Source organism: Mesorhizobium sp. KR9-304 (genome assembly GCF_040049215.1).
Classification (GTDB): Bacteria; Pseudomonadota; Alphaproteobacteria; order Rhizobiales; family Rhizobiaceae; genus Mesorhizobium_K.
This window is the reverse complement of sequence record NZ_JBDZDN010000004.1, coordinates 338,049-350,189: the sequence shown is the minus strand read 5'-3', so window position 1 is coordinate 350,189 and position 12,141 is coordinate 338,049. Positions and strand designations below refer to the sequence as shown.

The window sequence follows — 12,141 nt, the reverse complement described above, 5'->3', positions numbered from 1 at the left end:
CGTCATATGCCGCAATAAGGTCGCTACATCGTGAGCGCGGCGGGCGGAAGTTACGAGAGTAGAAGAATGGGCAAGGTAACAGGCTTTCTCGAAATCGACCGGCAGGTGCACAAGTACCAGCCGGCGTCCGACCGTATCCGGCATTTCCGCGAGTTCACGCTGCCGATGTCGGACAAGGAGGTCGAGAAACAGGCTGCCCGCTGCATGGATTGCGGCGTGCCGTTCTGCCACGGCCCGACCGGCTGCCCCATCCACAACCAGATCCCGGACTGGAACGACCTCGTCTACAATGGCGATTGGGACAACGCGATCCGCAACCTGCACTCGACCAACAATTTCCCGGAGTTCACCGGCCGCGTCTGCCCGGCGCCCTGTGAGGAAGCCTGCACGCTGAATCTCGAGGACATTCCGGTCGCCATCAAGACGATCGAGCAGGCGATCGCCGACAAGGCCTACGAGACCGGCCATATCCGGCCCTATCCGCCGGAAAGCAAGACAGGCAAGCGCGTCGCGGTCATCGGCTCCGGCCCTTCGGGCATGGCGGCCGCCCAGCAGCTCGGCCGGGCCGGTCACGACGTGCATGTCTACGAGCGCGAATCGAAGGCGGGCGGGCTGATGCGTTTCGGCATTCCCGACTTCAAGATGGAGAAGCGCTACATCGATGCGCGCGTCAAGCAGATGGAAGGCGAGGGCGTCACCTTCCATTGCGGCGTCAATGTCGGTGTCGACAAGCCGGTCACGGAACTTCTCGCCGAGCATGATGCGGTGCTCTATTGCGGCGGTTCGGAGACGCCGCGCGCCGCCGGCATTCCCGGCGACGATCTCGACGGCGTGCACGACGCGATGCCCTATCTCGTGCAGCAGAACAAGCGGGTCGGCGGCGAGAACATCCAGTCGACAGCCTGGCCGGAGAAGCCGATCACGGCGGGTGGCATGCATATCGTCGTCGTCGGCGGCGGCGACACGGCGTCGGACTGCGTCGGCACCGCCTTCCGGCAGGGCGCGGTGCGCGTCACCCAGCTCGACATCCGTCCGCAGCCTCCCGAGAAGGAGAACAAGCTCGCGGTGTGGCCCTATTGGGCGACCAAGATGCGCACCTCCTCGTCGCAAGCCGAGGGCGCGGAGCGCGAGTTCCAGGTGGCGACGCTCGAGTTCATCGGCGAGGACGGGCTGCTCACCGGCGTCAAGTGCTGCGAGGTCGACGAGGCGCGCAAGCCGGTCGCCGGAACCGAGTTCGTCATTCGCGCCGACCTCGCCTTCATCGCGATCGGCTTTGCCGGACCGATCGCAGGCGGCGTCATCAAGGAACTCGACGGCGAGATGAAGCTTGTCACCGACAGCCGACGCTCGGTCAACGTCGCGGCCAACGACCGCGACTACCGCACCAGCGTTGACCGGCTCTGGGCAGCGGGCGACGTGCGGCGCGGCCAGTCGCTGGTCGTCTGGGCGATCCGCGAGGGGCGACAGGCCGCCCGCGCCATCGACGAGGCGCTGATGGGTTCGACCGTCCTGCCTGCCTGACTCGGGCTTTGGCCGTTATCAGGTCGGCGGAGACAGCACGGCAATTGCCGTGAGCACTGTTCTTTCGACAGAAATCAGGGTTGCGCGGCGGCGGGCTGACCCGTGGGCTGGCCAGTCAGGGCTGCTTCCTTGCCTGGGAACGCAGGCGGCGGCGTTGCCGCGTTCTCAGGCAGCACCGTGGGCGGCGCCGGCGAAGGCGGCGTGGCGGGCATGATCGGCTGAACCGGCGGTTGGGCGACTTCAGGGAGTCCTGTCGCGGCCGGCGTCTCTCCCGATGCTGCAGGCGAGGCCGGTGCTGCGGCCTGTTTGGGCAGCGCGCTCGGCGCCGCTGGGGCGACAGGGGTTGCGGGCGCAACCTCAGCCGGAATAGCCTGTTGTTGCAAACCTTCGGGAATCGGCCGCGCCGACGGCGATCCTCCGTCGGCAGGCGAAATCACCGGCGCTGCCGAGGCAGGTTTCAGGGCAGGCAGCGCTGCTGCGGCAGGCGTGTTCGCCGTAGGGGCGGTTTCGGTCAAGACTGTGCTCGGCGCGATCCGTGCCGGCGTGTCCAGGACGGCGGTCGGCTCGGCAGCAGGTGCGGCCCTTGCCGGCGCGCTGCCGGTGATTTCGGCGGGTTCGATCGAGGGGGCGGCCCTGGCGGCAACGATACCCGCTTCGGGCTCCAGTGGCATGTTTGGTACGGCGGCGGTCTTGGGCGCTTCCTGAGCTGGCAGCAGTTCCGATGGCGCATCCTTGGCCACAGGCAGCGATGCCACCGGCACGGGCTCGGCCTTTCGGGGCGCAATCCGCGCCGGCGCAGTGTCTTCGGCGATACCGGGAATGAAAGATGGCGCGGGGGCTCTGGCCGGGGCGCTGTCAGGTAGCGCGGGCGCCGTGTCAGGCAGCGCCCACTCGGCATCGGCGGTCGCATCGGGGCTGCCGTCGGGATTGGCTGAGGACGGCACCTCCTCCTCGGCTGCCGCCGGCGCGAAGATTTCCTCCACCGATTTCGGTACCGCCGTCGGCGCGCGGTTCGGCTCGGGCCCGATCGACTTCGGCCGCTTGTATGCCTGGAGCGGCGCGCCACGCAAAGGCGAGAGGTCGCGCGGATCTCCAACCGCGAACGCGGGCACGGCCGCCCTGTCGATGGTGGCGGGAGTCAACAGCGGCGGCGGTGCGGCCGCGACAGCAGGCGCCGCCTGCGTCGGGGAAATCTCCTCAAGCCTGTCGGGCTGGATAGCCGGCGTTGCGGCCGGCGGCGCTTGCGGCCGCGGCTTGCGCAGAACGTCCGAAAGGACCGATCGGAACTCTGCCCGATCCGCGGGCGGGTCGGGCAGAACGGATGGCGCTTTCACCTTGCTCAGCGTCCGGTCGATGTTCAGCTGCCGCATGGCCGTGGCGGCCGAGGCAAGCAGCGGCGATGCGAACTGGTCGGCGCGGCCGGCAACCGGCGCAGGCGCGATGCCCTCGATGGCGAGTTTCTCCGCCGGCGTCTGCGCATCGTGGCGCGGCTCGGCGACCATGCCGAGCAGTTCGACGCCGCCATCGAGCGCCGGGGTTCGCAGCAGGATTGGCCGGGCAGGATCGATCGGGCCGACTTCGTTGGCGTCGACGACGACGTCGACATCGGACGGCTCCTGCGGCTCCACTGGGCCGAACGGTCCCATCAGGCGATAAGGCGAACGCGTGGAGGTTGAGGCGACGGCCGGCGCTGCCGGATCCTGGCCGAGCAGCTTGTAGAGAGGCTTCTCGACGTAAAAGGCGACCTTGCGCTTGCCGGGGCGGGCGAGGTTGATGCCGTCGGCGGCGCGCAGGCGGGACGGCTGGCCGTTCAAGTCCGGGCCGTTCGACATATAGGCGCCGTTCTCGTCCACGAAACCGTCCCAGATGTCGACGAACTCGCCGCCCGCGCCGGTCGCGGCGGCACGGTAGATGTCGTTGAAGGCAAGCATGTCGAGCATCGTCTTCGACGACTTGAACGGAGGCATGCCAACCCACAGGAACGGCACCTTGCGAGCCGAGATCGCCTTGGCCAGCGACTCCGCGCGGGCGGCATATTCCTTGTTCCAGCTTTCCGAGCGCACCGTCTCGCGTACGCCTCCGACCAGCATCTGCTGGCGGTCGTTGGCGCCGATCATGACGACGATCGCCGCCGGCCGCTCCGAGGCGATCAACGCGCCGACCTTCTCGGGCCAGTTGTGGAAATCCTCGCGCACGAAGCCCGACGAACCGCTGGTGCGGTCGACGATCCTGACATCGGGACTTTGCGTAAACGCGGTGGTCAGGCCCTCGGCGAGACCGCTGCCCAGGAAGTCGCCGACGACCAGCACGACGCGCGCATCCGGCCGCTTGGCGATCACCGCGACCTGCGGCGGCTCGGCGCCGTCGCGCTGTACGCGGGGCTTCTTCTTCTGAGGCCGTTCAACCTTGGGCTGAGTCCGTGCGGCCCGCGGCCTGCCGACGTCGGCCGGCGGGTCTTCGATGCGGTATGCAGGCTTGGATCCGAACAGCCGGTTCAGCAGGCCTAGGCGTTCCTGCTCTTCCTGGGCGTGAGCGACAGATGACGCGGCAAAAGACACCGCCGCTGCGAGAGCGGCCAGTGCAAGGAAGAGCACCGCGTATCGGGATGAGGGAAACCCATCGCCCGTCCTCGCCTTCAATCCATGCTCCTACCGTTGCCTCAGTCTCGCGAGCACTTCCATGCTTGGGTGGCCGTCCGGCGTCAACCCCGCCTGGGCCTGAAAAGCCTTGATGGCGGTCTTGGAACCTTCGCCGATCTTTCCGTCGAATTTGCCGTCATAATAGCCGTGCACCGACAGGCGCTCCTGCAATTCCTGCTTTTCCGCGAAGCTGAGCTTCGTGAAAGGCCGATTCCAGTCGCGCACGAGCCCGCCATAACCGGCGAGTTCGTCGGCAAGAAGGCCGACGGCAAGCGCATATTTGTCGGCGTTGTTGTATGCTTTCAACACGAAGAAGTTCTTCGTCGCGAGAAAGGCGGGACCGGAGCGTCCATCCGGCGCCTTCAGTTCCGCCTTGTCGCCGCCGTTCTTGAAGCCCTTGCCGTTTGCGCGGGTGACGCCGAGGCTCTGCCACTTGGACAGCGTCAGCGAACCGTTCGGGAACTTGCGGCCATCAGGCAATTCGACCTCGTAGCCCCAGGTCTTGCCGGCCTGCCATCCGTTCTTCCGCAAGAGGTTGGCTGCCGTCGCCAGCGCATCCGGCACCGAGTTCCAGATGTCGCGCCGGCCATTGCCGTCGAAATCCACGGCGTAGAGCTGATAGCTGGTCGGGATGAACTGGGTGTGGCCCATGGCGCCGGCCCAGGAGCCGGTCAGGTGGCTCTCGTCGATGTCGCCGCGCTGCAGGATCTTCAGCGCAGCGATGAGCTGGGTGCGCGCGAATTTGGCGCGTTTCTTGTCGGCATAGGCGAGCGTCGCCAGCGAACGCACGACGTTGCGCATCACCTTGTCGTTCTTCAGGATTTCGCCGTAGTTCGATTCCATCGACCAGATGGCGAGAATGATGTGGCGGTCGACGCCGAAACGCGCCTCGATCTTGTCGAGCGTCCCCTTGTATTTCCGCGCCATGGCGCGGCCGACCTCGACCGATTGCTCATGCACCCGGTTGTCGAAATAATCCCACACCGGGGCCGTGAACTCCGGCTGGTAGCGGGCCTTCTCCAGCACTTCCGGATCGACGCTGTCGATGCCGCGGAAGGCGCGGTCGTAGGTGGTGCGCGAAATGCCGTTGTCCGCCGCCGTCTGGCGGAAGCTCGCGATCCAGCGCTCGAACCCCGCATCCGCCAAGGCCGGCGACAGGAAAAGCCCAAGGCCGAGAACCGCAGCAGCCACGGCGCCGGCAAGGCGCCTGACGCTTACATTGGGACGCATGTTTTCCTCCTTCGAAAGATCAGGAAGACCATTCATGGCCGAGGCCGGTTAGGAATCAGTTTACCATGCGGCTTTCGGGGAACGAAAATGCCGCGAACGCCTTATTTGCCGGACACGAAAATGTGACGAATTCTCGTTAAAGATGAAATCCGGCGCGAAAATGGCGTAACGTCAAGCGTGCCGGCTTCTCGAAGGGTGATCTGGGGATGAAAAGAGTCCGCAAGGCGGTATTTCCGGTAGCAGGATTGGGGACGCGGTTTCTGCCTGCGACGAAGGCGGTGCCCAAGGAGATGCTGACGGTCGTCGACCGTCCGGTGATCCAGTACGTGGTCGACGAGGCGCGCGAGGCGGGCATCGAGCATTTCATCTTCGTGACCGGCCGCAACAAGGCGGTGATCGAGGATCATTTCGACATCCAGTTCGAGCTGAACCACACGCTGGCGCAGCGCGGCAAGGACGACCAGCTGGCCAAGCTGCAGAGATTGCAGCCGCTGGCCGGGCAGACCAGCTTCACCCGCCAGCAGGAGCCGCTGGGGCTGGGCCACGCGGTCTGGTGCGCGCGCGAACTGGTCGGCGACGAGCCGTTCGCGCTGTTGCTGCCGGACATGATCATGCAGTCGAGCAAGAGCTGCATGAAGGAGATGGTGGAGCTTTACGAGGCGACCGGCGGCAACATCGTGGCGGTGCAGGAATGCGACCCCGCCGAGGCGCACAAATACGGCATCGTGGGCAGGGGCGAGGACACCCACAACGGCTTCCGCATCACCTCGATGGTGGAGAAGCCGAAGCCCGGCACGGCGCCGTCCAACCTCTACATCAACGGGCGCTACATATTGCAGCCGGAGATCTTCTCGATCCTGGAGAACCAGGAGCGGGGAGCGGGCAACGAGATCCAGCTGACCGACGGCATGCTGAAGCTGGAAAAGAGCCAGGGTTTTTATGGCTACCACTACCAGGGCCGCACCTTCGACTGCGGCTCGCCGGAGGGCTTTGTCGAGGCCAATGTCGCCTTCGCGCTGGCAAGGCCCGACTTCTCCGCCAAGATGGCCGATGTCATCGCCGGACTGCTCGACGAAAAGGCCAAGGCGAAGCTGCGCAGCGTCAGCTAGAGCGGCAAACGCTCAATCGGAATCGCTTCGCCGCTCTATCTCTTCAGCATCGGATTTGTCCGAAAACCGCTGCGCACTTTTCGGTCCGATGCTTTAGCGCTGCAGCTTCAGCCCAAGGAAGATGCTGTTGGTCGTGACGTCGGGTTCGTCGAGATTGCCCGTCACCGTTTCGTGCTCGACGCGCGTCACCAAGCCTGCATAACGGTTCAGCCACCAGGTCAGGCTCGCTTCGGCGTTTAGGATGAGTTCGTGGGCGTCCGATTCCGCATAGTTGCGGTATGCCGCGCCCAACAGGGCATTGCCGGTAAGGTTGGCGCGGATCTGACGCTCGATGCCGAGATTGCTGGAATAAAGCACCGAGCCGCTTTCCCCCGGTGTCGTCGTCCCCTCCAGCGTGGTCGAGCCTGACAGCGTCACGTCGGTGCCGCGCTGCGGCGACCATTTCAGGTCTGCTGCGACGGTCGGCGTCGATAGCGGCTTGAGCCTCTCGTCATCGAAATTCTCGGTCATCCACCCGGCCGAGATTTCACCGGAAAGCTTTTCGCCGAGGTCGAGTTCGAGACCGCCGCGCACTGCGTAGAGGTCGGACGAGCGCGCGTAGCCAGCACTGTCGATCTCCTGGGCGTAGAGATTACGCCCGATCTCGCCCTCGACAAAGGGCGTCAGAGCCGGCGAGATTTCATAGCCGGTGCGCAAGGCGACCGAATAAAGCGTCGAATCGCGGTCCTTCTGCGACAGCGTGCCGCCGCCCACCAGGTCGGCGTCCCCATAGCTGTCATTGCTGATGCCCCCGGTGATGCCGAAACGGGCCTTGCCGACATCCTTCTCAAATCCGAGTGTGCCGGCGACCGTTTGCGTATACGGTTCCTCGACAGTGTCGGGAACCACGACGGGGGAGGACGCCGATTCGGGCGCCAGCGAATATGTGAACGTAGCTTTCGCGCGATAGTCGTCGGCAAGATCGATATCCAACTCGGCATCGACGCCGCCCTCCAGGTCATCCACCTCCTCGCCCGACAATGTCTTGCGGAACGTGCCGTATGCGTCGATCGAAGCGGAATGGCTTGCCCAGTCCGAGGTCGCGTTGAGGCGTAGCGTCGTTTCCGAGAGAACCGCCTCGGAGCCGTCGACGCTCGAATCCGCATTGGAGGTCGCGGTAATGCCGGTTTCCAGCGTCGGTTTGAGGATGAAAGTGCCCCACCTTATGCCGACTGCCTGATACGGGTTTTCATCGACAGGCCGGTCCAGCCCCTCGATCGCCTGGACGCGCTGCGCGCCCGGGTCGAGCGGCTGGTTGTCAGCCGAATCGATCGTCGGCTCGCGGACCGTTCCCGTCGGCAAGTCGTCCGTCTCCCCGGCATCGGCGGCCGCCGCCGGAGCGGTTTCCCCTGCTGTCTGGGCATCGTCGTCGCGCTCGAAAGCGTCCTGCGAAGCTGTTGCGGTTTCATCCGGCAGGGCGCCGGGGCTTACCGGAACATAGGCGGGCGGGGGCTCGCCTAGCGTTTCGTTTTCGCCGGGAAGCAGCAGAAGGGTGGCATCGTCAGCAGCCAATCCGCCGCGCAGCCCGCTGCCTTCCTGAGCCTGCGACGAACCGGCAAGGACCAGTCCGGCAGCCGTTGCAGCCAGAAGCATTGCCTGAAATGCGCCCAGGCTGGGACGTGTTCTTCTGTCTGGCCGTACCGGCGGCATTTCGACCCAACTCTCGTAGGCGCAACCGGCGCCATGCTTACCGAACCGTAAACGCGGATGGTTAATGTAGGGTTGAAGCCTGACCGGCCTGCGCCTGCGGAAAGTGGACAGAAAGCCCCTGAAGCGCTAAGCGCTTGTGCCATGCATGCCGTGCCGATGAAAAAATCACCTGACCGCAGTGCCGCAATCGCTTCGGCATTGAGGACCCTCGCCACCGAGCAGGCGGGCGTCGCCGCGCTCGCGGACGCCTTAAACGACACGCTTTCGGAATCCTTCGCGCAGGCCATCGAATCGATATCGGCGATCAGGGGGCGCGTCATCGTCACCGGCGTCGGCAAGAGCGGCCATATTGGCGCCAAGATCGCGGCCACCTTGGCGTCGACCGGCACGCCCGCTTTCTTCGTGCATCCGGCGGAAGCCAATCACGGCGATCTCGGCATGATCGCCAAGGACGACGCGATCATCGCCATGTCGTGGTCGGGCGAGAGCGCCGAGCTGAAAGGCATCGTCGCCTATTCGCGCCGCTTCTCCATTCCGTTGATCGCAATCACCTCCGGTGAGACTTCGGCGCTGGCGCGGGAAGCCGACGTGGTGCTCCTCCTGCCGCGCGTGCCGGAGGCCTGTCCGCACGGCCTTGCCCCGACGACGTCCACGCTGCTGCAGCTCGTGCTTGGCGATGCGCTTGCGGTCGCGCTGCTCGAAGCGCGCGATTTCACGCCGGACCATTTCCGCACCTTCCATCCTGGCGGGCAGCTCGGCGCCAGTCTGATGAAGGTGCGCGAGATCATGCATCAGGGCGACGAGGTGCCGGTGGCGCCGATCGGCAGCGCACTCAAGGACGCCATCGTCACCTTGTCCAGGAAGCGTTTCGGCTGCGTCTGCATCGTCGATGCCGGCGGCGGGCTCGCAGGCATCATCACCGACGGCGACCTCGCCCGCAACCTCGACCGGAATCTCGGTGCGCTCAGCGTGGACGACATCATGACCCGCGCGCCCAAGATCATCGACCCGGACATGCTGACGGGGGAGGCGATCGCCGTCCTCGACGATAACCGCATCAGCGCGCTGGTCGTCGTCGAGGACGGCAAGCCGGTCGGGATCGTGCATTTCCACGACCTGCTCAGGATCGGCGTGGCGTAAAGCCTACGACGAACGCGCCTGAGTCACACTGCCTCCACCACCAGCTCCAGATCGAGGTCGGTCGCCGCCTTGACGCGCACCTTCGTTCCCGCCGGAAGGTCGGGGCCGGAGATACGCCACATCGTGTCGCCGATCTTGATACGCCCACGTCCGTCGGTGATCGGCTCGGTCAGCGTCGCGGTCCGGCCGACAAGCTGGTCGCCGCGCCGGTTGAGCAGCGGCTGGTCGGTGGCGTCGCCGCTCCTGCCCATGATCTTCTTGCCCGAGTAGGCCGAGACCAGCGCCAGCACCAGGAACACCACCACCTGGAGTTCCCAAGTCCAGAAGCCGGCGTTCCAGATCATCAGCGAGACGGCGCCGACGATCAGCGCCGCAAGGCCGACCCACAGCAGAAACACGCCAGGAACTAGGATTTCCAGCGTCAGCAGCACGAAGCCCAGGACCATCCAGTTCCAGGGGCCGAGTTCGGCGAAGATGCGCTCCAGCATGGCAGTCGGCCCGCGCTACTGGTTTTCGTCGGGGCGCACCAGCGGCGGGCGCGAAACCTGCCGCTGCGCGCCGGCGGTGCCTTCGGTGCGGAACACTTCCTTGGCGATCGCGCCGATGCCGCCAAGCGAGCCTATCAGCGACGACGCTTCAATGGGCATCAGCACGACCTTGCTGTTTGGCGCGGAGCCGATCTTGGCCAGCGCCTCGGTGTATTTCTGCGCCACGAAGTAATTGATCGCCTGCACGTCGCCCTTGGCGATGGCTTCCGAAACGACGGTTGTCGCGCGCGCCTCGGCCTCGGCGGAGCGTTCGCGCGCCTCTGCGTCGCGGAAGGCCGCTTCCCTGCGCCCTTCGGCTTCCAGGATCTGCGACTGCTTCAGGCCCTCGGCCTCCAGGATCTGGGCGCGCTTGTTGCGCTCGGCCATCATCTGGCGGCCCATGGATTCGACCAGGTTCGCCGGCGGGTTGATGTCCTTGATCTCGACGCGCGTGACCTTGATGCCCCACGGATGCGCTGCTTCGTCGACGACGCGCAGCAGCCGCTCGTTGATGGTGTCGCGGTTGGACAGAAGCTCGTCGAGATCCATCGAGCCCATCACCGTGCGGATGTTGGTCATTGTGAGGTTCAGGATGGCATTCTGCAGACCGGCGACCTGGTACGCCGCCTGCGGAGCGTTGAGCACCTGGTAGAAGGCGACGCCGTCCACCGAGACGATGGCGTTGTCCTTGGTGATGATCTCCTGGGTCGGAACATCGAGCACCTGCTCCATCATGTTCATCTTCGCGCCGACGCGGTCGACGAAGGGGACGATCAGGTTGAGGCCGGGCGTCAGCGTGCGCGTGTAGCGTCCGAAGCGCTCGACCGTATAATTGTAGCCCTGCGGAATGGTCTTGATGCCGGTGAAGATGACCAGCAGCACGAGGACGACCAGTACCGGTATGATGATGTCGAAGCCCGAGAACATTCCGTTCCTCCCCAAATGCACGCCCGGATACGGGCCGCAGCCGCCGTCGAATCACTTAGGCACCTTACAGTGACGATACAATCCGGGCATGGCGGATTGTTGAATGCCGCGTTAGCGTGCTTCGTTAACGCTTGCTAACGTTTGAAAGCGAAAAGACCGGCGTCGCTGTCGTCCGGGCCCTCGATCGCAGACGTCACGATATCCGAGGCGATCTGCGAAAAGGTAATCCCGTTGCCGCCGTAACCCATGACGGCATGGATGCTGGGATGGCGCGGCACCCGGCCGATATAGGGCAGTCCGGTCGTCGTCGTGCCGAAGGAGCCGGCCCAGGCGAATTCCGCCACCGTGTCGAGGCTTGGAAAAAGCTTTGCGAGCTTCTCCGAGAGCCTTGCCGATTTCGTTTCGATCAGACCGTCGCGGCGTGTTTCGTCGGAAAATTCCTCGTCCTCGCCGCCGCAGATGACCCGGCCGTCCTTGGTGACACGCATATAGAGATACGGGTCGGACGCCTCCCAGACGAAAGCCTCGTGAGGCCAGATTTTGCGCGGTTGCGGGCGTGTGGCGATTGCCCAAGTCGAGATGATCTGATGTTTCGCGGCCGGCACGTTGTCGGTGAGCTCGTAGCCGGTCGCCAGCACGACGTGGCCGGCGGTTATCGTGGGGCCGTCCTTTGTCGCGATCGTGACGTCGCCCTTGCCGTCCTCGATCTTTGTCGCTTCGGCCGGCGCGAAAAACCGCGCGCCACGCTCGGCCGCCTTGCGCAGCAATCCTGCCGTCAGCCGGCGCGGGTCGAGCGTCAGATTGCCGTGGCTGAGGATCGCCCCGCCTCGCTCGATGCCGAACTGCTCCTCGAGTTGCGTGGCGGTGAGGTAGGTTGCGCGGATGCCTGCCCGCCGCCGCGCGGCCGCCTCGTCGCGAAGCTGTTGCGGCCCGAGCGCATTGCCGGCGAGGTAGAGCGACGGCCTCTCGTCGAGACCGCAGTCGATGCCGAGTTCCTTGATGCGTGCGGATAGACTCTCGATCGCCAGGCGCGAACGCCTCCAGGCCTGCTCGGCCTCCGGCCTGCCGATCATGGCCGAAAGTTTCGTCAGCGGCTGGTCGATTTCGAACTGCACCAGCGCCGTCGTCGCCGCGGTCGAACCCTTCATCGGCCCGCGCCGGTCGATGGCGACGACAGAATGGCCCCGCGCCGTCAGCGCTTCGGCCATCATCGCTCCGCTGATGCCCATGCCGACAACCGCGACATCCGCCTTGACGTCTTGTGTCAGCTTGCGTGTCGGAACGGTTGGCGCGCGATAGGCGAACCAGACCGGACGGCCGGTCCTCAGATCAAGCTTGCGACGCATGGATGTCTCCGGA

9 protein-coding genes are annotated in these 12,141 nt (G+C 65.3%); 3 read left to right on the top strand and 6 right to left on the bottom strand.

Annotation, left to right across the window (positions count from 1 at the left end; translation table 11 throughout):
• Nucleotides 1-66: 66 nt before the first annotated feature.
• Nucleotides 67-1,521 carry a glutamate synthase subunit beta gene (locus ABLE71_RS21410; protein ID WP_348785508.1) on the top strand — a complete coding sequence of 485 codons (1,455 nt, stop codon included), beginning with the start codon at nucleotides 67-69 and terminating at the stop codon, nucleotides 1,519-1,521.
• A 74-nt stretch (nucleotides 1,522-1,595) separates the two neighbouring features.
• Here the strand turns inward: ABLE71_RS21410 and ABLE71_RS21405 are convergent, their stop codons facing one another.
• Both ABLE71_RS21405 and ABLE71_RS21400 read right to left on the bottom strand, forming a co-directional pair.
• Entirely contained in the window at nucleotides 1,596-4,160 is a 2,565-nt protein-coding gene (locus ABLE71_RS21405) for a DUF459 domain-containing protein (protein WP_348785507.1), read from the bottom strand.
• 9 nt (nucleotides 4,161-4,169) lie between these two features.
• Entirely contained in the window at nucleotides 4,170-5,390 is a 1,221-nt protein-coding gene (locus ABLE71_RS21400) for a lytic murein transglycosylase (RefSeq protein WP_348785506.1), read from the bottom strand.
• 206 nt (nucleotides 5,391-5,596) lie between these two features.
• Between ABLE71_RS21400 and galU the strand changes: the two genes are divergently transcribed.
• On the top strand, nucleotides 5,597-6,499 hold the full coding sequence (gene galU / locus ABLE71_RS21395) for a UTP--glucose-1-phosphate uridylyltransferase GalU (protein WP_348785505.1): 903 nt from the start codon (nucleotides 5,597-5,599) through the stop codon (nucleotides 6,497-6,499).
• Between the two features lie 93 nt (nucleotides 6,500-6,592).
• Here galU and ABLE71_RS21390 read toward each other — a convergent pair whose 3' ends face one another.
• Nucleotides 6,593-8,131: an outer membrane beta-barrel protein gene (locus ABLE71_RS21390; protein WP_348785504.1), complete on the bottom strand. Its 1,539-nt coding sequence runs from the start codon at nucleotides 8,129-8,131 to the stop codon at nucleotides 6,593-6,595.
• Nucleotides 8,132-8,329: 198 nt separating this feature from the next.
• Between ABLE71_RS21390 and ABLE71_RS21385 the strand changes: the two genes are divergently transcribed.
• Nucleotides 8,330-9,328 (top strand): KpsF/GutQ family sugar-phosphate isomerase, encoded by a 999-nt coding sequence (locus ABLE71_RS21385; RefSeq protein ID WP_348785503.1) that lies wholly within the window; start codon nucleotides 8,330-8,332, stop codon nucleotides 9,326-9,328.
• Between the two features lie 23 nt (nucleotides 9,329-9,351).
• Here the strand turns inward: ABLE71_RS21385 and ABLE71_RS21380 are convergent, their stop codons facing one another.
• The 3 genes from ABLE71_RS21380 to ABLE71_RS21370 all read right to left on the bottom strand — a co-directional run bounded on the left by ABLE71_RS21380 (nucleotide 9,352) and on the right by ABLE71_RS21370 (nucleotide 12,128).
• The gene (locus ABLE71_RS21380; protein WP_348785502.1) at nucleotides 9,352-9,816 is read right to left on the bottom strand and encodes an NfeD family protein; all 465 of its coding nucleotides are present in this window, start codon (nucleotides 9,814-9,816) and stop codon (nucleotides 9,352-9,354) included.
• Between the two features lie 15 nt (nucleotides 9,817-9,831).
• Nucleotides 9,832-10,782 carry an SPFH domain-containing protein gene (locus tag ABLE71_RS21375; RefSeq protein ID WP_348785501.1) on the bottom strand — a complete coding sequence of 317 codons (951 nt, stop codon included), beginning with the start codon at nucleotides 10,780-10,782 and terminating at the stop codon, nucleotides 9,832-9,834.
• 134 nt (nucleotides 10,783-10,916) lie between these two features.
• The gene (locus tag ABLE71_RS21370; RefSeq protein ID WP_348785500.1) at nucleotides 10,917-12,128 is read right to left on the bottom strand and encodes an FAD-binding oxidoreductase; all 1,212 of its coding nucleotides are present in this window, start codon (nucleotides 12,126-12,128) and stop codon (nucleotides 10,917-10,919) included.
• Nucleotides 12,129-12,141 lie beyond the last annotated feature (13 nt).

Excerpts from the sequence above, each read along its gene's own strand:
- ABLE71_RS21410 (WP_348785508.1), top strand. The coding sequence starts at position 67 with ATGGGCAAGGTAACAGGCTTTCTCGAAATCGACCGGCAGGTGCACAAG.
- ABLE71_RS21400 (WP_348785506.1), bottom strand. The coding sequence starts at position 5,390 with ATGCGTCCCAATGTAAGCGTCAGGCGCCTTGCCGGCGCCGTGGCTGCT.
- galU (WP_348785505.1), top strand. The coding sequence starts at position 5,597 with ATGAAAAGAGTCCGCAAGGCGGTATTTCCGGTAGCAGGATTGGGGACG.
- ABLE71_RS21390 (WP_348785504.1), bottom strand. The coding sequence starts at position 8,131 with ATGCTTCTGGCTGCAACGGCTGCCGGACTGGTCCTTGCCGGTTCGTCG.
- ABLE71_RS21385 (WP_348785503.1), top strand. The coding sequence starts at position 8,330 with ATGCATGCCGTGCCGATGAAAAAATCACCTGACCGCAGTGCCGCAATC.
- ABLE71_RS21380 (WP_348785502.1), bottom strand. The coding sequence starts at position 9,816 with ATGCTGGAGCGCATCTTCGCCGAACTCGGCCCCTGGAACTGGATGGTC.
- ABLE71_RS21375 (WP_348785501.1), bottom strand. The coding sequence starts at position 10,782 with ATGTTCTCGGGCTTCGACATCATCATACCGGTACTGGTCGTCCTCGTG.
- ABLE71_RS21370 (WP_348785500.1), bottom strand. The coding sequence starts at position 12,128 with ATGCGTCGCAAGCTTGATCTGAGGACCGGCCGTCCGGTCTGGTTCGCC.